This is a genomic window from Nodosilinea sp. FACHB-141, from assembly GCF_014696135.1.
Taxonomy (GTDB): domain Bacteria; phylum Cyanobacteriota; class Cyanobacteriia; order Phormidesmidales; family Phormidesmidaceae; genus Nodosilinea.
The window spans coordinates 217,388-243,297 of sequence record NZ_JACJPP010000013.1 but is presented as its reverse complement, the minus strand read 5'-3'; the positions used below and the strand labels follow the sequence as shown (position 1 = coordinate 243,297).

General features: G+C 57.6%; 20 protein-coding genes. 9 read left to right on the top strand and 11 right to left on the bottom strand.

From position 1 onward, the window contains the following. Positions 1-396 precede the first annotated feature (396 nt). Positions 397-684, top strand: coding sequence for a hypothetical protein (locus H6F59_RS14900; protein WP_190701411.1), 288 nt, complete (start codon positions 397-399; stop codon positions 682-684). A 41-nt stretch (positions 685-725) separates the two neighbouring features. Here H6F59_RS14900 and cobT read toward each other — a convergent pair whose 3' ends face one another. The 3 genes from cobT to H6F59_RS14885 all read right to left on the bottom strand — a co-directional run bounded on the left by cobT (position 726) and on the right by H6F59_RS14885 (position 3,480). Next, the gene (gene cobT, locus H6F59_RS14895) at positions 726-1,847 is read right to left on the bottom strand and encodes a nicotinate mononucleotide-dependent phosphoribosyltransferase CobT (protein WP_190702129.1); all 1,122 of its coding nucleotides are present in this window, start codon (positions 1,845-1,847) and stop codon (positions 726-728) included. 136 nt (positions 1,848-1,983) lie between these two features. Next, the gene (locus H6F59_RS14890; protein WP_190514715.1) at positions 1,984-2,769 is read right to left on the bottom strand and encodes a DUF2232 domain-containing protein; all 786 of its coding nucleotides are present in this window, start codon (positions 2,767-2,769) and stop codon (positions 1,984-1,986) included. A gap of 6 nt (positions 2,770-2,775) precedes the next feature. Beyond that, positions 2,776-3,480, bottom strand: a complete 705-nt coding sequence (locus H6F59_RS14885; protein WP_190514716.1) for a Crp/Fnr family transcriptional regulator — start codon at positions 3,478-3,480, stop codon at positions 2,776-2,778. A gap of 335 nt (positions 3,481-3,815) precedes the next feature. Between H6F59_RS14885 and H6F59_RS14880 the strand changes: the two genes are divergently transcribed. Continuing rightward, positions 3,816-10,814 carry a hypothetical protein gene (locus H6F59_RS14880; protein WP_190701408.1) on the top strand — a complete coding sequence of 2,333 codons (6,999 nt, stop codon included), beginning with the start codon at positions 3,816-3,818 and terminating at the stop codon, positions 10,812-10,814. A gap of 85 nt (positions 10,815-10,899) precedes the next feature. Beyond that, a complete protein-coding gene (locus H6F59_RS14875; RefSeq protein ID WP_190701405.1) occupies positions 10,900-11,559 on the top strand; it encodes a Uma2 family endonuclease in 660 nt (219 codons plus the stop codon). Positions 11,560-11,587: 28 nt separating this feature from the next. Here the strand turns inward: H6F59_RS14875 and H6F59_RS14870 are convergent, their stop codons facing one another. Further along, on the bottom strand, positions 11,588-11,869 hold the full coding sequence (locus tag H6F59_RS14870; protein ID WP_190701402.1) for a hypothetical protein: 282 nt from the start codon (positions 11,867-11,869) through the stop codon (positions 11,588-11,590). Between the two features lie 870 nt (positions 11,870-12,739). Between H6F59_RS14870 and H6F59_RS26760 the strand changes: the two genes are divergently transcribed. Further along, positions 12,740-14,191 carry a calcium-binding protein gene (locus H6F59_RS26760; protein WP_277882426.1) on the top strand — a complete coding sequence of 484 codons (1,452 nt, stop codon included), beginning with the start codon at positions 12,740-12,742 and terminating at the stop codon, positions 14,189-14,191. A gap of 275 nt (positions 14,192-14,466) precedes the next feature. Next, positions 14,467-14,721 (top strand): hypothetical protein, encoded by a 255-nt coding sequence (locus H6F59_RS14855; RefSeq protein WP_242021482.1) that lies wholly within the window; start codon positions 14,467-14,469, stop codon positions 14,719-14,721. Here H6F59_RS14855 and sigC read toward each other — a convergent pair. Next, a complete protein-coding gene (gene sigC / locus H6F59_RS14850) occupies positions 14,718-15,980 on the bottom strand; it encodes an RNA polymerase sigma factor SigC (protein ID WP_190701400.1) in 1,263 nt (420 codons plus the stop codon). The two genes, H6F59_RS14855 and sigC, sit on opposite strands and share 4 nt — an antisense overlap. A gap of 306 nt (positions 15,981-16,286) precedes the next feature. On the opposite strand from sigC, the gene H6F59_RS14845 reads away from it, so the two are divergent. The 3 genes from H6F59_RS14845 to H6F59_RS14835 all read left to right on the top strand — a co-directional run bounded on the left by H6F59_RS14845 (position 16,287) and on the right by H6F59_RS14835 (position 18,535). Then, positions 16,287-16,457 carry a PCP reductase family protein gene (locus tag H6F59_RS14845; protein WP_073608637.1) on the top strand — a complete coding sequence of 57 codons (171 nt, stop codon included), beginning with the start codon at positions 16,287-16,289 and terminating at the stop codon, positions 16,455-16,457. A 318-nt stretch (positions 16,458-16,775) separates the two neighbouring features. Further along, a complete protein-coding gene (gene dps / locus H6F59_RS14840; protein ID WP_190701397.1) occupies positions 16,776-17,306 on the top strand; it encodes a DNA starvation/stationary phase protection protein Dps in 531 nt (176 codons plus the stop codon). 179 nt (positions 17,307-17,485) lie between these two features. Then, positions 17,486-18,535, top strand: coding sequence for a cation diffusion facilitator family transporter (locus H6F59_RS14835; protein WP_190701394.1), 1,050 nt, complete (start codon positions 17,486-17,488; stop codon positions 18,533-18,535). A gap of 65 nt (positions 18,536-18,600) precedes the next feature. On the opposite strand, the gene H6F59_RS14830 is transcribed toward H6F59_RS14835, so the two are convergent. The 5 genes from H6F59_RS14830 to tgt all read right to left on the bottom strand — a co-directional run bounded on the left by H6F59_RS14830 (position 18,601) and on the right by tgt (position 23,582). Then, positions 18,601-19,233: a GUN4 domain-containing protein gene (locus H6F59_RS14830; protein WP_190701391.1), complete on the bottom strand. Its 633-nt coding sequence runs from the start codon at positions 19,231-19,233 to the stop codon at positions 18,601-18,603. Further along, entirely contained in the window at positions 19,223-20,788 is a 1,566-nt protein-coding gene (locus H6F59_RS14825; RefSeq protein ID WP_190701388.1) for a GUN4 domain-containing protein, read from the bottom strand. Before H6F59_RS14825 ends, H6F59_RS14830 begins: the two co-directional genes overlap by 11 nt. A gap of 59 nt (positions 20,789-20,847) precedes the next feature. Continuing rightward, the gene (locus H6F59_RS14820) at positions 20,848-21,846 is read right to left on the bottom strand and encodes a hypothetical protein (protein ID WP_190701386.1); all 999 of its coding nucleotides are present in this window, start codon (positions 21,844-21,846) and stop codon (positions 20,848-20,850) included. Positions 21,847-22,186: 340 nt separating this feature from the next. Continuing rightward, a complete protein-coding gene (locus H6F59_RS14815; protein WP_017299971.1) occupies positions 22,187-22,324 on the bottom strand; it encodes a photosystem II reaction center protein K in 138 nt (45 codons plus the stop codon). Positions 22,325-22,439: 115 nt separating this feature from the next. After that, positions 22,440-23,582 carry a tRNA guanosine(34) transglycosylase Tgt gene (gene tgt / locus H6F59_RS14810; protein WP_279308361.1) on the bottom strand — a complete coding sequence of 381 codons (1,143 nt, stop codon included), beginning with the start codon at positions 23,580-23,582 and terminating at the stop codon, positions 22,440-22,442. Positions 23,583-23,738: 156 nt separating this feature from the next. Between tgt and H6F59_RS14805 the strand changes: the two genes are divergently transcribed. Continuing rightward, complete coding sequence (locus H6F59_RS14805; protein WP_190701380.1) at positions 23,739-24,071, top strand: helix-turn-helix transcriptional regulator; 333 nt, start codon at positions 23,739-23,741, stop codon at positions 24,069-24,071. A 51-nt stretch (positions 24,072-24,122) separates the two neighbouring features. On the opposite strand, the gene H6F59_RS14800 is transcribed toward H6F59_RS14805, so the two are convergent. Then, a complete protein-coding gene (locus H6F59_RS14800) occupies positions 24,123-25,595 on the bottom strand; it encodes a heme peroxidase family protein (protein ID WP_190701377.1) in 1,473 nt (490 codons plus the stop codon). Positions 25,596-25,910 lie beyond the last annotated feature (315 nt).

Below are 25,910 nucleotides of genomic sequence, written 5' to 3'. Positions count from 1 at the left end.
ATCGCTTTGATCTGACTACTTCTCCCTACAAGATAGATAGTTGGTGGATGGTTTGCATAATAGCTTTCTCTAAAGACAGATAGGCAAAACTGTTCTGTCTATTTATTGGCTAGAGCATCGCATCATCCTTAACCCTCACGGTTGACAGGGAGCTTTTGTACCAATACACTCATTCATTAAGCCGTTTGAGCAGAACGGTGGCCATGCAGAACTCGAAAATCTTGGCGCTGTCTGAAGGTGTTCCAGCACCAACAGACAGCTAACCCCGCAAATCTCCGAAGCAGATTGCGAGGCTAGGCTCATCGTACCCTAGCCCCCTCAGTTTGCACTTCAACTGCGGGTGGCTAGGGTTTTCGCGTTCTGTCTTCCTCAACCACAAAAAGGAAAACAGAACTGATGTTTGAATATCTCGAACCAGACGCCAACGACAACCCAGAGGCCGGTTCCCTACCGCTGCCGCCCAGCGGGGACAGCAAAGGCACCCGACCCCTAACCCCCGAAAAAGTGCGCCACATGCTCTACGGCAGCCTCGCCGCCCTAGACCGCACCATCAAAATTCTCCATGCCCTCGGCTACGCCGACCCCAACGCCTGGAGCGACCCCATCCCCGTGCCGCCCAGCACTGAAGCGGCCACCCCCGCCCAGTGGATGGTGATTATGACCAAAACCATTCTGCTGGAGTAGCCTACAGCCTCAGATCCCAGGGTTCTAGCAGGGGCGTTTGCTTAAGGCAAAGCAACGGAGCCAGAACCCTGGGAGCTATCTTGCTGAGACTTCTGCTCTAGCAACGCTTCGATCGCCGCCAAAAGCTCCGGCTGACCCCAGTTTTGGTAGAGCGAGGCGGCGATCGCACACCCCCCCGCCCCCACGCCCTCCTTCACAAACCCCCGCTCGTAGGCCCGCAACGCCTCAAACCGCGACTCTGCAAAGCTCAGTCGAGTCGCCATCAAACAGGCCCCCGTCAGCTCCGCCAGCCCCACCGTATCCCCAGTGGCATCCTCCGCTACCCAGCGCGTGGTGCCCACCACCACGTTTGCAGGGTTCCAGTCGCAGCCTTCCGCCGCCGCGATCGCCACCATCAGCGCATAGACCGCCAGCATTTGCGTGCCCCCCGCCAGCAGCACCGGCCGAGTGCGACTAGCTGCGATCGCCATTCCCGCCACCACCGGCTGCATCGGGTCGCCCACTGCCGTCACCACCTCAAGGGGATGGGGCCGCTCTGGCAATCCTGCTGAAGATAATCCCTTAGCAACCAAAGCTTGTTTCTGATCATGGTTGCAGGTCGGGTGGCTACTATTTACTCGCTCCGCTGCATCCAGACCTAGCCCAGTCAAAATCCCCAGTGCTGTAGTCGTACCCCCCACCACACACTCCGCCAGCAACAAATAGTCGCTCTCAGCTCCCAGCAATTCCCCTTGCTCTAACCCCTGCCGCCAGAGGTGACGAACCACATCTAATGGCAAAGCCGCCCCTGTACTCAGACATTGCGCAGGCTTACCCCCCAAATCCACACAGGGTACAGTCGGCGGCTGGGGCAATCCAGCATTGAGAACGATGAGGGGAATTCCTTGCTCTGCAATTACTGCTCTAGAGATCAGCGCTGGAGAAGCTCCAGCCTGAAGTGGTGGCAGCGGAAACTTCGGCGTTGGCGTCAGGCCATTGACCATAAACTCGGCATCGGCTAGAGCTGTGTAGCGGCGATCGCTCGGAGTTGCCCCCGCCGCCGAAATTCCCTCCACCAGTCCCGTCTCCGTAAACCCCAACGTCAGCACTAGCCCCGGCCGCAACCCCCCCACCCCCCCCAGCCAATCCTCCCCCCGCCGACCCTGCGTATAAACCTTAATCAACGGCTCATCCACAGAACTTACGACTCCACAAACAGCGATTTTAGAAAAGGGTTTAAGGTGCAGGGTATAGGGTTTAGGGCTGATTCCGCCTTGAACCCTATACCGTTTACCTTGCACCCTCTGACCTTGTTCCCTGTTATTCCTTCAACAAATCCTGCACCCACCCCGGCGGCTCCGGAATCTTCGCTCCCAGCCGCCCCAGCAGTAGCCAGGCCGCCAGATGCACCGTAAACAGATACACCACATTGCTCGCCAGCACCGACACCAGAGCTAAAATCTGCACCGCTTCCACATTGGCCTGGCCCAGCACGCCCACATCCAGCACGCCTAAGCCCACTAGGCGCTCTAGACCCCAGTTCAGCATTTGAGTGACCTGGGTGGTCAAATACACCCACAGGTCTTCGCCCACCAGCACCGACGACAGCCACAGCCGAAAGAAAAACCCAATGGTGCCCAGCAGCGACCCCATTGCGATGGACACATACCAGTTGGTTCGCCGCACCCAAAAAAAGCCCAGCTGCACCCCCAACAGCGCATAGGGGATCAGAAACAGCAGACTGCGGGGTGGCCCCATCAGCACCGACAGCAGCAGCCCCGACACGAGAGCCGACATCCATGCGGCCCGCGGTCCCCAGCGCAGGTAGACCAGAGCCATCGGCAGAGGAAACAAAATTCGGAGAATCGGCCCCGGCGGAAAGTAAGTATTCACCAGCCAGATCAGCGCGGCGGTGCTGGCCAAAAAGGCCGTTTCGACCATGGCTAAGGGGCCAGATTTGAGGCGGTGCGACAGGTCAGGCCCATCGGCCTCGTCCTCTGAGGTGCGGTACTCCAGGTAGGTGTCTAGCCCATCGAAATCGCTCGCAGCGTCGTCAACCGGGGGCACAAACTTAGCCCCAGGGGCGGGGTCAGGGGGGTGACTCATGAATGGCTAAACCAGCAGACGTTCTAGGGCGTTGATGTCGGGAATGCTCATGAGGTCTTTGTCCCGCACAATTAGCCCTTTCTTTTCTAGCTTACTCAGTACGCGAGTCACCGTCTCCCGAGCCAGACCGCTGAGGCTGCTCAACTCCCGATGGGGCAGGTTGGGAATTTCGATGCCGCTGGTGCTGCGATGCCCCTGCCCATCGGCCAAAAAGAGAATGATGTCGGCCACCCGCGAGGTGCTGTCAGACTCGCGCAGCCGCAGGCGACGGTTGACCTGTCTGAGCCGCCGAGCCATCAGCTGCGACAGGCGAATGCCGGCCAGGGGCTGGGTGTTGAGCAGCTTGACAAAGTCGCTGGCGGGCATGCTGCCAATGACTGTGGGCACCAGGGTAATCACGTCAGTAGAGCGGGGCACCTCTTCGAGGGGGGCCATTTCGCCAAACAGCTCGCCCTTGCCCAAAATGTTGAGGGTGACTTCCTTGCCGTCGAGGTTGTAGGTGCGGATTTTGACCCAGCCTTCCAGAATGAAGTAGACCGAGCTGCCCCAGTCGTTTTCAAGCAAAATCACCTGGTTGGCCGGGTGGCGACGAGAGACCACGTGGCTGGTGGCTTCGGCTACAGCCTCCTCCGGCAGGTCCTGAAATAGCAGCGCCGAACGAATTAATTTGAGATCGGCGTCCGTATCTCGAGGATTGTAGCGGGCATCCATTTATTACCCCAACATTAATTTTTTTGTTTAAGTTAGTGATATTAAATCGCTTCAACCCATCCTATCCCAGGCTAGGGGTAGAATTTCTCCCTGGTAGCCTAGCGGCGGAATCCAAAGTCTTAGCACTATATCATTCCTCCACTACTCGACCGGGGCGATCACCCATAGGGCTGGCTCCATCAGAGGTATCTCTAACGGCCCTTCTAGTGACTTCGCAGGGTAGAGGCGCATCCATTGAAATCAGCGGCGCTAAGGTATGGTTTCGTGTGATTTTTACAGTCGCCTGACATACACTTTGGCAATCGCTGGGGTAAAGGTAAACACAAGGGGTAGCCGTGCAGCAGGACGAACTGGAAGCTCTGGTAGCCGAAATTGACTCAATCTTGGGGGAAGCCGCGCCACGGCTGCCCTGGGTGATGTCGAATGATGCCAATCAGCGCCAGCTGCTGGCCCGAGCGCGGGCCTACCTGGCCGAGGTGAAAGCTGCCCCCGAGGCCCAAGCTGCGCCCACCAGCGGCTTGCCCAATGACCCTACTACCGCTGCCGCCAGCCAGGTGCTCAAGGCGCTGCTGCAGGAAATGCAGTACCTGCGCGGGCAGACCATGCAGATTCTAGACCCCCTGCGCAATGAGGTGGCGACCCTCAGGCAGCAGCGGGAGCTGTTGCTGCAAGAGGTGCAGCAGCTTCAGCAGCAGCGCGTGCAGATCGACCAGGGAGCCAATCTTCACCAGCTGCCCCCCAGCTGGGAGGCGGCTCTACAGCAGATGACCCAGCAGCTTGAGGCCCGCCTTAGTGCCCAGGTGAACCAGTCGGTGCAGCGGCTGGAGTCGGCCACGGCCAACGCTTATGGGCTAATGCAGTCTCCCCAAGGGTTTGCCGATGGCGACGCCCCTGGCCTCACTCCAATGCAGCGGCTTGAGTTTCTCAAGCAGCTACAGGCCCAGTCTGATCAGCTCATGCTGGGGCTCGATCAATCGCTGCGATCGGTGTTTGACACGCTACAACAGAGCATTTATAGCTACCAAGATTCGCTCAACCAGGGGCTTAACCAGATGCACACCCTGGGTCAGCAGGGCGAGCTGATGTTTAGTGCTCTGGTGACCCATCTGGGTCAGCAAATCAACGCCGAGACCCTAACGTATTTAGAGTCGGGTCAGCGCCGCGAACTGCCCCAGCCTCGGCCTGAGACCTCCACCCCCGAAACCTTGGGTGGGGATGCCTTTGCCGAGAGGGGCGACCAGTCGGCTGAGTTGGAGCTAGAGGCTTTAGACCTTGGCTTTGACGATTTAGATGATTTAGGTAATGACGAGTTCACTCTGCTGCAAATTGAAGATGAAATTAGCGAACTCCAGCTCGATGACAACCTAGAGGCCGATCTAGACTCCGCCGAGGCCAGCGAATCTTCGCCCCTTGATTTGCAGTTGCTCAACAGCCTCGATGCCGCTGCTCCCGATCCATCGTCGGCGGTGTTGCTGCCTGACGGTGCTGACCCTGCTACTGAGGTGGCGGCGGCTGGGGTCGAGGCTGAATCGGCTTTAGATGATCTCTACCAGAGCTTGTTTGGCGGCGGATTTTCTGCTGAACCTGCTGGGGCCTCGCCTGCCGCTGACTCAGGGGATGCTGTAGATGATTTTTTGGCGATCGACCGTTTGAGCGAGGCAGTGACCCCCGTAGATGAGCCCTATGCGATCGCCTCACCAGAGCCAGCTGATGATCTGCCCCGTCCTGACGACCTAACCCTGCTCACCCAGGCAGCCGAGATGGCCGAGGCCGATGCGGCTACTGACCTCACTAGCGTTGACCTGAGCAGCCTACTGGGGGAGAACTCGGGCGATCGCCTAGATCTCAGCCTTGGCTCCATAGCACCCGCCGATGCTGGGTTCGACCTTCCTGACACTATTAAATCCTTCGACGATTTACTGCCCGCCAGCCCCGGAGAGGTGGGGAATTCAGAGACCGCCACTAGCGATGGCGAAGACCTGCTGGGTGGGTTCATGGCTGCTTCCCCCGAAGAAGACCTGCTCGCTCAAGACGCTCTGCCCACCACTGGCGCCTATGACCTAGCAATGGATGACGCCATGGTTGACCAGCTCCAGGAAGACCTGGAGAATCTAGAGACCGAGGTGGCCTCTGACAGCCTGTCACCAATCAACTTAGAGCTTGACCTGACTGATTCTCCAGAGCTATTCAACCCGCCTGCCGAGGTGCCCCCTTCCTCCATTGCTAGCGTTGATCTTTTCGCCGATCAAGAGCCTGCCCCTGACAATGCCTCGCCCCCTGCCTTCGATCGCCTCACTGAGGCAGCCATACCAGAGGAACCCGGCTTCGATTTGTTTGACGATGAGCCCATCGCTGCAGAGCCAGCCCCAGACCTTGACCTATTTGGCACAGAGACCTACACCCCTTCTAATGCCGCTTTAGATCAGGTGACGTTGGGCGATCTAGAGATTGACTCCCCTGAACAATCTCCGGCGGCAGAGCCATCTGCAGCGGAGCCACCCGAAGACTGGTCCAGCCTCGATCGCTTAGAACTTGAGACGCTAGAGCCAGAGCCGACTTTCTCTGAGGAGGTGCCCAGCATCGATCTGTTCAGCGACGCAGCGTTGGCAGACCTCAGCCTAGGCCAGTCTGAGACAATTGATCAGCAGTCGCCCATCTTCGATTCGCCTGCCCTTGAGAACGTCAGCCTTGACTCTGATCCGCCGACCTCTAGCGTTGATGAGGCCGTGAGTGACCTAGGCGCAAATGACCTGGGCATTGATCTATTCGCGTCGCCGGCCTCGGATGACGCTGCCGAGGAGAATGTAGTTGATCTGTTTGGTCAGAGTGATCAGCCGTCGCCTGGTTTGGATGAACTCGCTGTGGAGACCCCTGGTATTGATCTGTTTGACAGCCCCATAGCCGACGCCAGGGATGAGCCCCTCGATGCGCCCGCCCCTGCGGCAGAGCCCTCAGGCCTTGATCTATTTGGCGAGCCAGAGCCGGAGACGGCCGCCCCTAGGGATGGCGGCTTGAATCTGTTTGATATCTCAGCGCTTACCCTAGATGACCCTGAGCTAGGCGAAGCTGGTCTTGACTTGTTTGGGGATACGGTTGGGCCAGGAGCACCTGCACCGGGAGCACCTGCGCCAGAAGCACCCGCAGAACCTGCGATCGACCTGTTTGGCGAAGCGACCCCGCCCCAGCCACCTGAGTCCAGCACCAGCGATCTGTTTGGTGCCATGGATCAGGCCCCTACGGCTGCAACTGCTAGCGATTCTTTGGCCTCTATCCTGGCAGAGCTCAATTTAAGCCTAGAGCCCGAGCAACCTGCTCTAGGCGAATCGGGCCTGACCCTTGACGATCTCACCGGGTTCTCTCCGCCAGCGCCAGCTCAACCCTCCCCCGCACCTTCTACCTTCACAGGGGCCACGGGTCCATCCCTGACCCTAGAGAATTTGCTAGGAGAGCTGACGATCGATCCGCTGACGCCGCTGGCTCCCGACCCAAAACTGAAAGAAACCACTTTAGACGATTTAGCCTCCACTGGGTTTGGAGAAACCTCTGACCCTGTGGCTCCTACGTCGCCCCCAGCTGAGTTTACGCTGACTGATTTTGACTTGGGCACTGGCACCAGCGGCCCCCTCGACTCGGCCCTCCAACCCGACGCGCCGGGCGACACCATGGCCGATTTGTTCTCACTGGGTTCCGCTGCCCAGTCGCCCTCAGAAAATCTCACCTTGGAGGAGCTCGATCTAGACGGTGAGTTGCCTGACGCCTTCGCTCCGCTAGAGGCTGGGCCAACGGAGTCAGCGCTCATCCCAGACTGGGAACTATCGGCTGCACCTTTGGAGCCCACAGCGCCAGATCTCTCGATTACTTTGGATGACTTGAACCTGAGTCTAGACGAGCCCGTCACCGATGAGCCTGGCTTAGGCGATTCGCTAGGTGCTGTTGAGCCAACGGAGCCAGCGCCCATCCTGGAAGCCTGGGGACTACCTGCCACGCCTTTGGAGCCTGCTGCATCAGATCTCTCGATTACTCTAGATGACTTGAACCTAAGCCTAGACGAGCCCGCTGGGGATGAACCTGATCTAAGCGATTCGCTAGGTGCTGAGCCAACGGAGCCCGCGCTCACCCTTGAAACCTGGGGGCTATCCGCAACGCCTTCGGAGCCTGCGGCGTCAAATCTCTCGTTCACTCTAGATGACTTAAATCTGAGCCTAGACGAGCCCGTTGGGGATGAGCCCAGTTTGAGTGATTTGACGGCCCTGGGCGATGGGGGCAACGACGATCCTATGCCTGCCGACGCTCCGGTAGAGACAGCTACCGACTGGCAACGAGAAATCAGCCTCGACAATATTTTGAATGCCGCTGGGGCCAACTTTGAAGAAACCCCGGAGGAACCGCTAACGGTTCCTCTGCCAGAGCCTGCTGGCCCTACTCAATCGGCGGCAGCAGATACGCCCGATTCGATGGAGGCAATGATTGACTTCATCAATCTCGATGCGTTGCTGGGAGAACCCCTAACCCCGGTTTCCTCAGAGCCGAGCCTTGAGTTGGACCTCGACCTCAACCTTGGGCTTGACACCCTAGATTCCGAACCCCAAGACTTTGGCAATCTAGACCTTGGTGCCTTCGATCTAGGGCCGCTGGATGGCGGCGAGGCGATCGCCGAACCAGAACCTCGCTCCCCCCTCGATTCCCTACTACTGGCTGATGACTTAGAGAGCGATCGCCCTTCGGTAGACGCTCCAACGAGTTTAGATCTGAATCTAGACCTGAGCCTCGAGCCAGAAATCGTCGCTGACCCCCGTGCTGATCTAGATTTTTCTGTAGAAGACTGGCTGGGAGAATCTACTCCTGCCCAAGATGAGGCCGCTGGGGCAGAGGCTAGCCCGAGCAGTTTAGACGATTCCCTAGAGCCACCCCTTACCCCAGCGCTGGGCGCGGACTGGCCCCTGAATGCAGAACCCAACTTAGATGAACCCGCAAATGACCTCTTTGATGAGCCCATTGAGGACGTAGAAGAGGTCTCCGTTGAATCAGCGGCCATTGATAATCTTGATTTCGACAGCTTTTTTGATCTTGAAACCGCTGCCCCTGAGCCGGTTGCTGCTGAGCTGGATGCGATCGCCTCAATCTCTGAGCCAGACTTCCCAGACGTAGCGGCCTCAGAAGTCGAGACCCAGGAGCCCGAGATCCAGGAACCAGAAACTCCGCCAGACTTCCCCGAGCTGGACCAATTGCTGGCAGAAACGGAATTTGGCGCTGAATCTGCCCTGGCCGCAGTCCCCATTGACTTAGTTGCGCCCGTCGCAGAGCCTCCGACAGCCCTAGTGCCCGAGATTGCCGAACCCGCAACCGTTGCGCCTGCAACTGTTGAACCTGAAGCCGTCGAACCCGATCTCCTCGCCGATCTGGACATCGATCAATCCGACGCCGTTGTCCCAGGGCCGCCAGTGGATGCTGAGCCAGCGCCTGCTGCACCTACCCCGCTGTGGTTTTTGGGATTGGATGTGGGGACTACCGGCCTATCGGCGGTACTTCTGGAACGTCGGGGTGGCCAGGTTTACCCCCTCTACTGGGTCGATAACGCCATTTCTGGGGTGACCGCCGACAAGTTCTTTCGGCTACCATCGCTGGCTTCGGTAGAGGCCCACGACGAGGGTTACCAAGTGCAGTCAGTAGGCTCGTCGGCCCTGACCGTGAACTGGAGCGATGGCGATACTACCGACCAGGGCGCAGTGTTGCTCAAAGCGCTAAAGCCCTATCTCAAGCTGGGCATTCCGCTTACAGGGGCAGATGGCCCCGAGCCTCAGGTGCAGTGGTCCGATCGCGATCGCATTCCCCTGCCTGTGTTCCAAGACGGCCTAACCCGGTTGTTGGCCACCCTGCCCGTGGGGTTGACCTCAGAGGCTGCCTTCACCGTTGGTGCCGTTGGTCTTGATGCGGCGGCGATCGCCGCCGCTCTGCAAGCTCTCAATGGGGTTGTCGTTAGCTACCCGGCCAACTGGCCCGATACCTATACCTTTAACCTGCGAGAGGCAGTGCTAGGGGCAAGGCTCACCGCCAACCCCGACGATATCTATTTTGTAGAAGATGCGATCGCCGCCGTGCTCTCGGGCCTGCCCGACCCCTCAACCCCGCTGCCCGAGGGCAACGGCCAGCCCATACAGCAGCAGGCTCTCTACGCCTGCCCCTGGACTGGAGGCACGGTGGTGCTCTCCGCTGGGGCCAGCGTGACCGAGGTGGGCATTGTCGATTTGCCCAGAGCCTTGGGTGAACTCTCCTACAGCGACTTTGCCCTGCACTCGATGAGCTATGCAGGCGACGCCATTGACCTCGACATTATTTGCCACCTGCTGCACCCAGCCGAACGTCGCCAAAGTCGCCCCGCCGAGGGCTCTGGGCGATCGCCGCAATCTACCGGCTGGGGCTGGCAGGCCGCCATGCCCGAGCTAGACGGCGCCCACTGGAGCGATCTCGATCTCGACGGCTGTGAAATGCCCCGCCCCGCCGAGCCCGACACAGCCCGTCGCCAGCGCCTTTACCAGCGGCTAGAAACCTCCCTGCTGGGCCAGAGTGCGCTAGAAGCGGCGCGACACCTAAAGATTATTCTTCAGCACCAGCCCCAGTTTGAGCTAGAGCTGGCTGACCAGCGCTGGGTAGTGCGCAGCAAAGACCTGGAAGACCGGATTATTCTGCCCTATATTCAGCGCATCAACGGTCACGTCAACCGGTTGCTGAGCGAGGTCGGGCTCAATACCCAAGGTATTAACCAGGTAATCTGCACCGGCGGTAGCGCCTCGTTGCCCAAGATTGCCCGCTGGCTGCGGCAGAAGTTCCCCAATGCCACCATTGTGCAGGATACGTACCACAGCGATCGCCCCCCCAGCTGTAGCCGGGTCACCTACGGGCTGGTCAACCTGGTGCGCTATCCCCAGGTGCTCGACCTCACTCGCCACCAGTACAGCGACATGTTCTTGCTGATGGAGGTGCTGCGTACCCTGCCCGAGCAGCCCATGCCCCTCAGCGGCATTCTGCACCTGCTTAAAGAGCGGGGTCTGAACGTTGATGCCTGTCAGGCTCACCTTATGGCGCTGCTAGAAGGTCGCCTGCCGCCCGGTCTGCTACCCAGCACCACCGGTGGCCCATCGGCACTGGTGCCCGCCAGCGACGAGCTGGCGACTCTGGCCACTACGCCACTGTTCACCCGACCCAATGGTCAGGTCTATGTGCCTAACCTGGAGCAGGGCCAGCGGCTGATCAGTTATATGGAGCTGCTGCTAGCCAATAAGCACCAAACTCTGGTCGACCCCTTGCTGAGCCAGCTCACGGTACTGAATGTGTGAGCTGCGCTCTCCTTGCAGTAAGGGTCTTAGAGCCGTTGCTTAGGGCTGAGCTTACAATAGGGATACCTGGCACTGAGGATGGGCGATGGTAATGACCGCGCAACAGCTGGCAGATCTAATGCCAGATGCAACCAAGCTGGAGAGCAATGAGCCAGAGATGGAAAGTTCGCTGCACTACGCTCAACTGGCGCTGCTGGTGGCTTGTTTGGAGTGGCTGTGGCGCGATCGCACTGACTTTTTCATTGGCGCTAATCTCACTGTCTACTTCAGCCGCGAACAGCTTAAAACCCGAGACTTTAGAGGCCCCGAATTCTTTTTGGTGAACCAAACCCAGCGCCGTCCCCGAAAATCTTGGGTGGTGTGGGAGGAAGGCGGGCAGTACCCCGATCTGATTATCGAACTGTTGTCTCCGGCTACCGCAAAAACTGACCGTAGTCTCAAAAAAGTGCTCTATCAAGACCGCTTTAGAGCCCCAGAATATTTTTGGTTTTCGCCAGAAACGTTGGAGTTTGAAGGCTACCGACTAGTGGGGCAACACTATGATGCGATCGCCCCCAATGAAGCTGGTCAGCGATGGAGCGAGGTCTTGGGCCTATTTTTGGGTGTTCAGGACGAGACCCTGCGCTACTTTCACTCCTCAGGTGAGCTGGTGCCCACCCCAGAGGAAGCCGCTGCTGTTGCCCAAGAACGAGCCGATCGCCTAGCTGAGCAGCTAAAAGCGCTAGGGGTGGAGCCAGAGGCGTAGGCAGGCTCAACCCCCAGTGGTGTTCTGCTTACTCAATGAGCAAGGTTTTCGTCAGAATGACCATCCATGTCATTCCTTCTGGAAGGGCTGCGCTCGATGCACTGCTATTGGGCGGCACGGGGATGGGGTCGCTCCAGTCGTTGGGGTCGGCGTAGCCGTAGGCGTGGAGGATTTTGATAGTGCAATCGATTCCGACGAGACTGCCGTAGAGCAGGTGGCGCACTCGCTCGGGGCGAGGCTGGGGTTGTGCAGAGTGAGACGGCGGAATGTGCGACGCGCCAGTGGCGTCGGGTTCGAGATATTCAAACATCGGTTCTGTATTCCTTCTATGGGTTTGAGGAAGACAGAACGCGAAAACCCTAGCTAACCGCAGCTGAGGTGCAAACTGGGAGAGCTAGGGTACGATCGACCTTAGCCCGGCAATCTGCGTGCTAGATTTGCGGGGTTAGCTGTCTGTTGGTGTTGGTAGCACCTTCAGGCAGCGCCAAAGTTTTCGAGTCCTGCATGGTCGCCGGTCGGGTTGAACGGCTTAGTGTAAGAGAATACTGGTACAGACGCTCGACGTCAACCGTGGAGTGGATGAAGACTCTACCTGGAAAAAATATGGAAAGTTTTTTATGGTCTAGCGAAATTGGCATATATACGGAAACTTTCTCGCAATTTACCGGTTTTGGAAAGATAAGCTGCAACGCTCTAGCCTTGTCTTTGGTAGTTCAATCATGGCCGAGGCCCAAGCAACGACGAAGCTTGAAGCGATGAACGTACTAAGTACTAACTTTAAAGCATGTATAAAGAATAAATATATTTGGCTGTGATCATCCGTAAAACCCCATAGGTTTAGTGAAAAAACTTTAAGCAGGTTTAAAGAGCGTTGGTTCTAGCCAAAAGCAGTATTAGCGGCGGGGCGCTCGCACATCTCTTGGTTATCTATGAGGCTGGAGCGATCCTCCCTCTTAAGCCTGCCTGAGGTTAGTTCCGAGATGCATGGTTCTGATTCCAGCCTGCACTGCTTCGTTTCAATCTGCAACAGGCTAACTGGCGATTGGTTTGCCCAGCGTGTCACTCAGTTGCACAATGCCAACCTCAAAGTAGCAAAGGGTTAACGCCCAATGCCTACTGGCGGGGGGGGTACCCCACGCATTTACTTGTACACCGTTTATACACCCATCGAAGGAAAAACATGGCTCAAATTTCTCCTAACCCCAATACAGGCACCGTCACCGTTTCTGGAACTGATGAAAATACACAGGAATTTTTTAATAGGGGAACCATTGATATTTCAAGTAGTGGCACCCTCATCAATGACGGCATCCTCAAAAATTTCGGCTTCCTCTTCAATTTAGGCTTCCTCAACAATCTCGGCTTCCTCTTCAATGACTTTGGAAGTACTCTCACCAATGACGGCACCCTTACCAATGACGGTACCTTTACCAATGACAGTACCTTCAACAATTACGGCACCTTCAACAACGATGGCACTCTCAACAATGGATTGTTTTTCATCAATTTCGGCGTCGGCATCCTCACCAATACCGGCATCCTTACCAATGACAGCAGCCTCTCCAATGACGGCACCCTCTTCAATGACGGTGCCCTCACCAATAACGGCAACCTCACCAATTTCGGCAGCCTCACCAATAACGGCAACCTCACCAATTTCAACACCCTCGGCAATAACGGCAGCCTCACCAATAACGGCAGCCTCACCAATAACGGCAGCCTCACCAATAACGGAGGCAGCACCCTCATCAATGATGGCACCTTCTTCAATATCGGCACCCTCTTCAATATCGGCACCTTAGCTGGAAGCGGCACCTTTGTTGGTGATCTCTCAGGCGGTACTGTGGCACCGGGCGGCACCTTGATGCTTGATCCCTTAGGCGGTGTTTCAGTTCAAAATACGGATGCTACGTTTACCGTTAACGGCACCTATACCCTGGAAACCCTCAATATCTCCTTCAGTGGAACGGATGCAGCTGACTTTGATGTACTTGATGTCAATGGGACGGCTAACCTTTCCTCAGGTACAATCAATTTCACCTTCGATGAAGAAGGGCTGAAAAACGACATTGTGGAAGGACAAACAGAATCTATTACCCTTCTCACTGCTGACACCCTTAGCAACTTACTAGACTTAACAAGCCTTGCTCCTAGTGATGATGAAGACAATGGAGCCGACTTTGCCTTTGCCCTACGGCAAGACGATAACAGCCTAGTCTTAGACATTACTTGCTTGACCGTCAACCTCGGCACTGTGCAGAACGGAGGCAACGGCAAAGACACCCTCATTGGCAATGCGGGTAACGACATCCTCAATGGGGGCAACGGCGACGACACCCTCAGGGGGGAGGCGGGTGACGACATCCTCATAGGGGGCAACGGGGCTGACTTGCTGACGGGCGGCAGTGGACGAGACCGATTTGTGCTAGCAAAGAATGCGGGCGGCGACACCATCACCGACTTTGTTGACGGAACCGACATCATCGGGCTATCGGGTGGCTTAACCCTTGGGCAACTAACCATCACCGCCAACGGCGACAACACGCTGATTAAATTCGGCGCGGCGACCCTGGCAACGCTTAACGGCGTCGCCCCTGACCTGATTACCGCTGCCGATTTTGTGGCAGCTTAACCGCTCCCTCATTTGTGCAACGATCGCCTCTGGAGATGTCTCAGGGGCGATCGTTTTTTAATAGGTAAAGGGCGATCGCACATCATTTGTCTGAATGGTACTCGTAACACGCATTGATGCAGATGGAACGGAGGCATCCGTGGGGGTTTGAGGTTGTCTACCACCGCATAACCTTAACGTTAGCAGTAAGTCGTAAGCGCTTACCCACCAAAAGCCCCAAGCGCTTTAATCTTGTACTACGATCGCACCATCCCCGCCCAACTACCCAAAGCACCATGCTTACCGTCAGCCCAGAGCGCATTCAGCTGCCCCCCGGCAGCACCGTCACCCTTCACTACCAAACCTGGGACGACTACGAGACCCTGCTAACCAGCCGTCGCGACGATGCCGCCATCAAAATTCGCTTCAACGTCCACACCCAACAGATCTCGCTTATGGCTCCCATGGCAGGCCACGGTAATAACCCAAGAAAAAGCCCCCTGCTTTGCTTAAAAACAAGGGGGCTTGAGGTAGCTATGCAGGGTCTCTAGTTCAGCGCTTCGAGGTAGTCGCGGACGCGGTTGCGGCGTTTGGGCTGACGCAGCTTTTGCAGCGCCTTCGACTCAATCTGGCGCACCCGCTCGCGCGATAGCTCCAGGGCGCGGCCAATCTCGGCCAGCGAGTAGGGGGTGCCGTCGCCGAGGCCAAAGCGCATGTTGATTACGTCTTGCTCACGGGTGGTGAGGTCGGCCATCAGCTGTTGCAGGTCGCGGCGCAGCGACTCGCGAATCAGCATGTCTTCAGGCGACATGCAGTCGGTTTCGAGCAGGTCGCCCAGCTCGGTGTCGCGGTCTTTGCCCACCTTAGTTTCGAGCGAAACGGCGCGAGGGACGCGCAGCAGCACTTCGCGCACCTGGGCGGCGGTCATGTCGAGCTCGCGAGCGATGTCCTCAATTGAGGGGGTGCGGCCTTTCTCCTGGGAGAGCTTGCGCTGGGCCTTTTTGATTTTGTTGAGCTTTTCGGTGATATGGACGGGCAGGCGAATGGTGCGGCTCTGGGTGGCGATCGCCCGCGTGATGCCCTGACGAATCCACCAGTAGGCGTAGGTGCTAAAGCGGTAGCCCTTGGTGGGATCAAATTTTTCCACCGCGCGCTCTAGGCCCAGGGTACCTTCCTGAATCAAATCCAGAAGCTCTAGGCCCCGGTTCTGGTACTTTTTGGCCACTGATACCACCAGGCGCAGGTTGGCCTTGATCATATGCTCTTTGGCACGAATGCCTTCGGAGATGGCCTTCTCTAGCTCGGGCACGGTGAGGGTAGCGAGGGCAGCCCAGGCGCGCTTACCTTCGGCCAGGGTGGGCTTGAGCTCAGCAATGGGCACTTCGGCCTCGGCGGCCCAGCGCTCGAGGGAGGGGCGATAGCCCAGTTGAGAAGAAAGGCGATCGCGGGTTTGCAACAGCTTGCTGTAGGTGGCCAAAATGCCGCCGGTTGTTTCCGCCGCCTGGTTTAGATCGACTAAAAGCTGCATGTAGCCCTGGACGCACTGGGCTTCAGAGACCTCTTCATGGCGCTCTAACAGGCGCACTCGGCCAATTTCTTGCAGATAGAGACGCACCAGGTCAGTGGTGCGACGCCCTTTGAGCACCTCGGCGGCATCGACTTCGAAGTCGCTCTCGTCAGTGTCGGACGCAGAGAAACCTTTGAGAGATAGGGATGCCCCCTCATCCTCGTCTCCCAAACTGGGGAGACTGAACTCTCGATCGGGCCGGGCGGAGGCTTCGTTTTTGCTGTAGTGGGGTGTTGCTACCATGACGTGCTCTAGTAACGTGTACTAAACTTGTGCCGATAGGCCATTTGCCAACCTGGTTTCAGTATTCCCAAACCGCTAGGACTTTAGAACAGTGGTTGGAGTTCCGGGGGCTGGGCGGTGCTTTTGGGGCGGCCCAAGTCTACGGGGGGTGGGCTGAGGGAGGAAATTTCTAACCGACACCGTAATCTACGCCGTTTGTGCGGGTAATTCCTGACGGAACGTTACACCTTGGCAAAAACCTTACATTGACCCCGAGGCGACATATAGGATTAGGGCATTCATTGCTATTCGGAGCAGACTTCGGTAATGGTTAATGGTCTTCCCTGGACGGCTGATGCTCAGGCTAAGCTCAAAAATATTCCGTTTTTCGTGCGCGCCCAGGCCCGCAAGCGAATTGAAGATGTGGCCCGCGAGACCGAGGCTGAAGCGGTGACGGCAGACTTGGTTGAACAGGTGCGCCTTGAGTTCGGCCAGTAGCTTGGTAGTACTTCAATTCTTAATGTTGGCTGTCGATTCTGCCATTTAATACAGACTGCTTTGCCGCTACAGCGTTAATGTTGCGGGGTTGACAGTCGCTGTGGCTCACTGTGCCTTCTATTGGGACACAGAGGCCTGTGCTCGGGCTAAAGCTTTCTCAGACAACAAACTCTGGCTGAAATGTTGCAAATCGAAGTCATAACGAGTATGATTTAGGAGAGCCAAGGTCATAGTGGTAGGATTTCAAGACTAGGCCTGCCGGCAAAAGCACAGGTTTGTTAGTTATTCATTCGATTGACAGAAACAAAGAGAGGCCATATGGTTGCAACCGTTGAAAAAACGAAGGCCAAGCGTGGGTTTTATCCCACCCGGATTGATATGTCGGCTGAGGTGCGATCGCAGGTTTGTGACGTGCTCAACCAGACTCTGGCCGCCACCCTCGATCTCAAGACCCAGACCAAGCAGGCCCACTGGAACGTCAAGGGCATGGACTTTTATCAGCTGCACGAGCTGTTTGACGAACTGGCCGGTGAGCTAGAAGGGTATGTCGACATGGTGGCCGAGCGGGTTACTGCCCTGGGTGGTACCGCCATGGGCACGGCTCGCATTGCCGCTAGCCAGTCAATTCTGCCCGAATACCCAATTGATGCCGTGGAGGGTGCCGAGCACATCGAGGCCCTGGCTGAGCGCTTTGCTGCCTACGGCAAACACGTGCGCCAAGCTATCGACACCACCGATGAGCTGGGCGATGCCGACACTGCCGACCTCTACACCGAGATCTCTCGCACCATTGACATGCGTTTGTGGTTCCTAGAGGCGCACTTGGTGAAGAAGTCCGATCGCGGTTAATTGCCGCAGTCCTCTAATGCATGGCTAGCTAGCAGTCGGGGAGGCAACCTATGTCTCCCCGACTTTGTCGTTTAAGGCAGAATTTTGGCTGACGGATTAGGCTTGAGTCTGCGGCCTTGCGGTAGCAAGACTTGGTTTTAAGCAGGTACCATAACGCTTCAGTAGCGCTTTTGCTCACTATGCCCAACCCGGCTTCTCCAGTTCCCAACTCTGACGCGATTGAGGGCGCGATCGCCCTGGTAACCCCGGTCGAACCGAGTCACCACCACAGCCACGACCATCATCATGGGCATGGGCATTCTCACGGGCACAGCCACACCCACGGCGCTGTGGACCCTGAGATCGCCGCGTCAGAGCAGGGGCTATGGGCGGTGAAGTGGTCGTTTGTGGGGCTGGTGATCACGGCGATCGCCCAGGCGGTCGTCTTTGCCCTCTCCGGCAGCGTCGCCCTAATGGCCGACTTAATTCACAACGTGGGCGATGCCATGACCTCGGTGCCCCTAGGGGTAGCGTTTTTGCTAGCTCGCGCTAAACCCTCGCCCCGTTTTGCCTACGGCTATGGCCGAGCAGAGGATCTGGCCGGGGTGGCGATTGTGGCGGTGATTTTCTTGAGTGCCCTAATTACCGGCTATGAGTCAATTGAGCGCCTGCGACATCCCCAGCCTTTAGAGCACCTAGGGGCACTGGCGGCGGCGGCCGTAATTGGTTTCATTGGCAATGAAGTTGTGGCCCTATTTCGGCTGCGGGTGGGGCGGGCCATTAACAGTGCCGCCTTGGTGGCCGATGGGCTGCACGCGCGGGCTGATGGCCTGGTGAGCCTGGCGGTGCTGGTGAGCGCCCTGGGCGTGGGGCTGGGCTACCCCTGGGCTGACCCGGTGATGGGATTGGTGATTACCCTGGTGCTGCTGCGGGTGGTGTGGCAATCGACCCAGACGGTGTTTACTCGACTGCTCGACGGGGTGGAGCCAGAGATGGTCGCTCGCCTGCGCCATGAAATAGAGCATGGAGTTGAGGGTGCCGCCGCTAAGGTGACCCAGGTCAAAGCGCGATGGCTGGGCCATCGGCTCTATGGGGAGGTGAGTTTAGCGGTAGAGCCCAAGCTGTCGGTGGCGGCGGGGGATGCGATCGCATCTCACCTCAGGATTCACCTTCACCAGCAAATGCCGTACCTAGCCGAGGTCACCATTCAGGTGCAGCCCCAAGCGCCAGCGGCAGCGGTTGTAGAATAGCCTACTCAGCCAAGGGTGACAGGTCGAGAAGGGTTCAGGGTTTACGGTGTCCGGTTTAAGGGCGGCTATCCGCCGAGCTGGTGGCAGCGCGACAGCCGCAGCATCATCGCGTCGAGTCGGGCCAGATCGCCAAAGCCTCCTCCTTGGCCGGTCAAGAAGCCGCCCATCTGCAGCGAGGTGATGCGCGGCACCCGCCAGTACCACAGGGCGGGTAGATGGCCCCTGGGGGCTTCAAGGTCAAAGTCGAGCCAGCTGTAGAACCGCAAAAATCCTATGGGCCGTAGTGGCGTTAGCATCAGCCATCCCACTTCTTCAAAAAAGGGATGGGGGGTAGACCAGTTGCGTAGGGCCGGGTCAAAGTCGATGGTTTCTAGCGTGGCGGCATAGATCTGAAGCTGGGCCGAAAAGCCAAAATGCCCGCCGCTAGCTTTCTGCCAGCGATCGTCAAGGGCATGTAGCAGTTGGCAGGGCAACCCCGCTAAAGCTTCGGTGGTCAGGTGAGGTCGATGGCGTGGCTCTGGCTCTGGCGACAATTCAGTGGCCTCGTTGTAATTCTGAATCACTGTCTCGAGCAGCAAATCTGCCGTCAGCCGATCTGCCGCCTCCCAGTCTTCTTCATCGAGTAGCAGGCTGAGTTCGTCGAGGCTTTCGTCTAGCTGGCTGTTAAAGGCGGGGCTGTTGAAGGTGTTAGACAGCACGGGTTAGCCCTCCGGTAAGCACTGTTGGGGCGGCTGGGTCAACAGCTGGAGTGGGCGTTGGGTCTAAAGGCATGCATAGGCTCAGGTGGTGAATGACAGCGGCCATAACGTCAAGGTTCGGGCGGTAGCGATCGCTCAGACTCGGGCAGCACCAGCGCCAGGTCGGCAGATGACCCACAGGCGCTTCAAGGCTGAAATTGAGGTCATGGTAGGGCCTATAACCTCGGTAAAACAGCGATGGCGGCTCGCACCAGCCGAGGACTTGTTGAAAGGCCAGCCACTGCTGGCGATCGTCCTGCTGAATTTGTTGCTGGCTCCGGTGCACCTGCTGCTGGGCCCTAAACCCAAAGCGCTTGTTGCTGTAGCGGCTCCAAAGGGCGTCAATGGTGGCTAGATCGACGGCTGGCAACCGCTGTACGGTGTCGGCGGTGACGGGCTGCATGTCGCGATCAAGGGTCTTGAGAATAACAGCTTCAGTCTCCATGTCGGCCTCTTGCCAGGCCTGTTGCAGCAGCAGGTCGCGCAGGCGGCTGTAGTCAACCCCAGCGGCAGACTCAATGCCGCCATACAGCTCGTTGCGCACGGCAATCTCAATGGTGAGTGCTTCATCAATGGAGATATCCCACAGCCGGCGGGCCTGGTCGAGGCGTCCCTGGTCAAACTCGGAGGGGTACAGGCTATTGGCCATGGCTTGGCGACAGAGGGCCAGGTATTGCTCTAGGTGTTCTCGGGCCTGCTGAACCTGATTTTGGTGAGTATCTGCGGCCTTGGTTTCGGCCACAAGGCTGTCCTCGACGACGGTTTTGGCGGTCTGCTGCTTGGTTTTGAGTTCGACCTCGTCGCTGTAGCTCTGCCAATGTTTTTGGTACATGGCCTCTGCCTCAGGAATTGGCAGGGCCAAGTTTTCGGCTAGTTCTTGCAGCACTGGCCAGGGGTCTTTGGGAGCAAAGGGCTGGTCTGCATCCATATGGCGCAAACGGCTAAACTCGGCGGCTATGGTTTCGTCAAAATAGCGGTGCTTTTCGGCACGGGTTTTATAGGGGCCAACCGCTCTGGCATTGAGCAGTTCAGCCTGTTCTGCAGAAAGGCCCAGGCGCTGGCGCAGCAGGTTGAGATTGTCGAGTTCGGTGGGCGAGAGTTCACCCTGGGTGCGACTGTAGGTTTCGGCCTCGGCTAGGTAGTCGCGCACTGGGGAGAATAGCAGCCCGCTCTGGGCGGTAGCCATCAGATCTACGAGGTCCTCGGCCTGATCGGTGCGAATTTGCAAATTGAGGTCTGAAATTTGGAAGAGGAACCAGGTTTCAAGGGACTTGTAGTAGAGGCGATCGCGCAGCCGCCTCAGAATAGAAACCAGCAGATCTGAATGGGCAATAAACCTAATCCCTACTCTGATCTCTGTCGTATCTCTAGTTTCTAGGATGGGGTTAAAGCGAATTTGGCCCATGCCATTTAGATCGCGCAGATCTTCAGTTAAGTAGTGCACCTCAGTGTCTAGCTCATCATGTTTGAGCTGAGGATCGACAAACTTGATTAAACATGCAATGTTTTGCGCCAAGCTAACACCTCACAGACGCGCCAAACCTAGGCCTTAGCCAACGGCCCATCTCCTGCAACCTATAGTAGGTCAGATAACAAATACAGCTCATCTAAAACGGTTTTCTCTAGGGCTTTGGCCTCTTGGGGGTCGAGGTTATAGTATTCACGCGCCTGGGTCAGGCGGCCCCGGTTAAAATCGGAGCTAGCCAGGCCAGCCATAACATTCTGGTGAAATAGTGCCACCTCTAGTTGATCGCCAGCTGGCCCAATGTGCTCGCGGTCAACGCCCTGAGGCAGCGAGTCAATGACCATTTCTTCAAACTGGTGGCGGTAGCCCAGCAGGCGCTGCTGCTGCTCGTGCTGACGTTGAGCCTCGGCTGCAGCCTCAGCTTCAGCCTGCTGCCGCGTCTGCTCGGCCTCATGGTGCAGAGTATTCAGGCGCTCGTCTTTGAGAAACTGAGCATCGGTCTCGGGCAAACCCATGCTGATAGCTTTAGCCCGCATCACGTTCCAAAAATTCTTATCTAGATCGCTAGCCTGCTTGCACACCAGCAGCTCTTTGCGAAAATGCTGATATTTCTCGGCCAGGGTTTTGAAAGGCCCCATAGCCGTGGCGTTGAGCTCGTTAGCTTCTTCAACCGATAGTTCTACCCGCTGCTGTACCAGACTTAAATTGGCTTTGGCCGCCGGCGTTAACTCACCAAAAGCACTTACATAGCCCTCGGCCTGGGTGCGATAGAACTCGTGGGGTGGCAGCAGGGCTTCGCCCAAGGTTAGCAGTTGAGCCAGTACCTTGGCTTGGTTGGTCTGTAGGGTGATGGTGTGGCTGGGCGGAATTTCCAAGACAAACAGGGTTTTTTGAGCGGTGCGCTCAAGCCAGTTGCCCACGTGCCGCAAAACTACTCTGAGTTTATTCAGCGGTGCCCGACACTGAAGTCCGGCATATAAGCTGGGTTCGACCGCTTTAGGATGGGCTACTGCTTCGGCTAAAACGCTGTACTGCGGACTGGGGAGAAAAGCAAACTTGGTCTGCTCAAGCTGGCTCAACTGGGTAATGCTGCTACAAAGTGCCTGCACACCAGCGTGGACAACCCTTGGGTCGGAGTCATCCTCTAAGGATTTTATCGAAAGCCTAAAACTGTTGCCTGAGTCAAGCTCTTTGACCATTGCCGGAGGGTGTGATGGAGCAAATTAGCGCTGGCTCAGTATATCAACGCCAAGCGGTAACGGCTTTGCCAAGTCCACGACCTCAGCCTGTCTGGGTGCAGTCGCTTGGGTTTTGGTGCCTCAGCTAACCCATTAGGTGCAATCTACGGGCCAAGGCGGCTAGCTAAATCTACGGCAGTTTGCCACTGCCCATTAAAAAGCCCCAGCGCTAGTAACGCTGGGGCTTAACTCTACTAAGAATGTAAAAGGTTTATTTGAAACCGACGGAAGCCTGCCAGACGAAGGCCAGCAGCAGGAAGAATACGGGGATGATGGGCAGCACGTCTACCAGGGGGTCGAACAGGGAGTAGGCCTCGGGCAGTTTGGCCAGCAGCATTGCGACTTCCATTAATGATTATCCTCTCGTTACACAGCCGGGACAGACCAGCCTCAGACCTGAGCCGAGCCTTACCCTGAGCGCCCTGGCTGAAATCTGAGAATTGGTAAATTTTCTTCGCATTTTATCATGGCAGGGGGGCGTCTTCGGTGGTTGCGATCGGGTTTGGGGTTAACCAATGGGCAAATTCTGTGGTGAAGCGATCGCCCAAAATCGCTTCCCGGATCCGCTGGGTAAACCGCACCAGCTCAGTGATGTTGTGGATCGAGATTAGCGTAAAGGCCAGCATCTCCTTGGCGTGGATCAGGTGGCAGAGGTAAGCGCGGGTGAAGTTTTGGCAGGTGTAGCAGGGGCAGTCGGCGTCGATGGGGGTGTAGTCGCGGCGAAAGCGCTGGTTTTTGATATTCCAGCGTTCCCCTGCTACCAACGCAGCTCCGTGGCGGGCCAGTCGGGTGGGGATGACGCAATCGAATAGGTCTACGCCCGCTGCGATCGCCTGGGCCATTTCCCGATAGGTGCCTACTCCCATTAAATAGCGGGGCTTGTGCTCGGGTAGGCAGGGAGCAGTGGCCTTAACAATGGTTTCAATCAGCTCTGGCGGCTCGCCCACGCTGACCCCGCCGATCGCATAGCCCGGCAGATCGAGCGTTGCTAACTGCTGCGCCGCCTCGGTGCGCAGGTCGGGGTAAACACCCCCCTGCACAATGCCAAACAGCGCTTGATCTGGCCGTTTGTGGGCCTCAACGCAGCGCTGAAGCCAGCGCCAGGTGCGATCGGTGGAAGCTTTGATCGTCTCGCGACTGCATGGGTAGGGTGGGCATTCGTCAAAGGCCATAATCACATCGGCCCCCAGATCGTTCTGGATCTGAATCGAGGTTTCGGGGCGGATATTGATGATGCGACCATCTTTAGGCGATTTAAACGTCACCCCATCTTCGGTAATCGTGCGCATCTGGCTGAGACTAAATACCTGAAAACCGCCCGAATCGGTCAGCATCGGGCCATCCCAGCCCATGAAGCGGTGCAGACCGCCCGCCTCGGCCACAATGTCTTCGCCCGGTTGTAGGTGCAAGTGGTAGGTGTTGGAGAGCACCATCTGCGCCCCGGTGGTAGCCAGCTGGGCGGGGGTGACGGTTTTGACGTTGGCTAGGGTGCCCACGGGCATAAACCGGGGGGTATGCACAGGGCCGTGGGGAGTGGTGAAGGTGCCCGCCCGCGCCTGGGTATGGCTACAGCGAGCATCGCAGCTAAAGGAAAAAGCCTGGGTCAAAATGAAGCGTTCCGAGGAGCAGGGAGAATGGCAAAGCGGCATTTATCGTAGCATTTGGCGGCGATCGCAGTTGCTCTGTGCCCTCAGCTGATGCCTCGCCGCTTTGCTACTCTGAGTCTAGATATTGTTTGAATATTGTCTGGGGTGGGGCAGCAAATGACCACGGCTTTAGAGAAACGGTCTGATACTCTACTGGTGCGCTTTAAGGCCCTGTCTGACCCGCTGCGGCTGGAGGTAATTGAGCTGCTGCGATCGCAGGAAATGTGCGTGTGTGATCTGTGCGATCGCATGGAGATTGCCCAGTCAAAGCTCTCCTTTCACCTCAAAACCCTGCGCGAGGCCGGGCTGATCTCTGCCCGTCAGGATGGCCGCTGGATCTACTACAGCCTCAATCCCGCTGAGTTTGGCGAACTCGAAGACTATCTCAGCGCTCTGCGCCAGCTTGGCCCTCAGTCCCTAGCCCGTCCCTGCTCGCCCGATCGGCTGTAGGGGCGCAGCATGCTGCGCCCCTACGAACCAGGTAGCCATCAGAGATGAGCCTTAGTTAGCGGACACCTCAGCGGGTTGAGGGGTCTCAGCGGCTGGGGCCGGTGCAGGAGCGGGTGGGGTAGGTAGAACAGGAGGCTCCGCTACTCCAGCAAACTTCAGCAGGTCGGCCATCTTAAAGTCACCGCCGGTTCCCAATCTGGGTGTCCAGTTCGGCTCCTGGCAGAGGTACGACAGCTCGTCAGATTGCAGCAGGCCGATAAACACCTCCGCCACAATGCGGCCGCCCACAGGACCGAGCGATCGGCCATCGGCGCGCTTGTCGGCCTCCCGCAGCACGTAGAACCACAGGGGCGTGTTGTGGGCCAACTCGGTACTGATCGCCGCCACATCCGCTAGGTCAGCGGTGGACAAAGGCGCAATGCCCATTTTGCCAGCGACGGTTTGGCCTGAGGGTAGCCCAAAGGTCAGGTGGCGCAGCAGGTTGCGCTGGGCCAACGAAGCCGGGTTCGACGCCATGTTGGGCGGAATAAACGGCAGCTGAAACAGAGGCCGCGAGATGGTGGCATCGATGCGCTGGCTCAGCTGAGGCGTGGCAGTTTCATTCACTTTGAAAAAGTTCTGCCAATCCATGACCCGCTCGGGAGGTAGCGGCTTGCCGCTCGACAGGTCGTTGCCGCCCGAGCCAGGGGCCGCAAAGATCGCCGCCGCAAAGTTTTGGTTGATGCGGTAGCCGCCGCGCACCTGGCTGTGGCCAAAGCGATAGGCCGCCACCGAAAACTCCACCGGAATGTAGGGCTCGCGCCGCCAGCGAGTGCTGTAGAAGCGGCGGCCCCGTTGCAGCACGGTGTCAACCACATTCTGGCCCACCAGTAGCGGCAGAAACTCGTGCAGCACAATCCACTGGTAGTGCCAGCGCACCAGCTTTTGGGCCTCGTCGAACAGCTGACCGGGGTTGACGCCGTCGGCCTTGAGCTTGTCGATCATGGCGTTGTGAAACTTGACGAAGGCCAGGTGCAGCTGCGACACAATCAGGTTTTCGTCATTGCGGGGGTCGCCCAGCAGCGCGGTGCCCTGGCTGTTGCGGGGCAGGTCGTGGGGGCGATCGCTATCGATCAGCAGCTTGCCGCGATTTTCGGGGCGGTTGTCGTAGAGAAAGGGGCTGGCGGTGGGGCCAGCGCCGTAGACGCTGTCTAGCTCAAAGGATGGGGTGCGGAAGTTTTCGATCGCCTCGGGGTCAGACTGACGCTCTAGACTAGAGGTAGGGTCGAAGGTGAGGTCGTGGTCGATGAACTGACCCAAAAAGGTAAACCCAGCCGGAATTGCGGGGTTGTCAGGGTTGTTAGTGGGGCCGGGGTCCATGATGCCTTCGGCTTTGCCCAGCTCCATTAGGGCCTGGCGAATAGCTGGGGTGTCTTGGGCAAAGGGGCGCGTGCAGCGAAACATTCTGCCGAAGCGGCCCCGCGCTGGAACGCGAAAGCGCGGGGGCGCAGCGTCTCTGAGATACATTTGACCGTGCCGTGTCATGGCATACCTCGTGTAGTTCAACTCGGTGGATGGCCCCATCATGGCAACGGGGTCGAAGCGATCGCAGTACCCGCGCGGGTACTTTTTGGGGGGTTAAGGGTGCAAGGTACAGGGTGTCAGGGACAGGGCTTGGTGTCGCCCCTTAAACCCTCCACCTGAAACCCTGTACCCCTCATCCTCAGTTCGGGAGTTTTGCTTAAATTCACTAAACGCTGACATTGGCTCGCAGCCCTGGAGAATCCCGCCGGAATGCCGCAACCTAAGCAAACGAATCTGGCAATTAACCCTTAGAATGATTTGGATTTTTCCTACGCA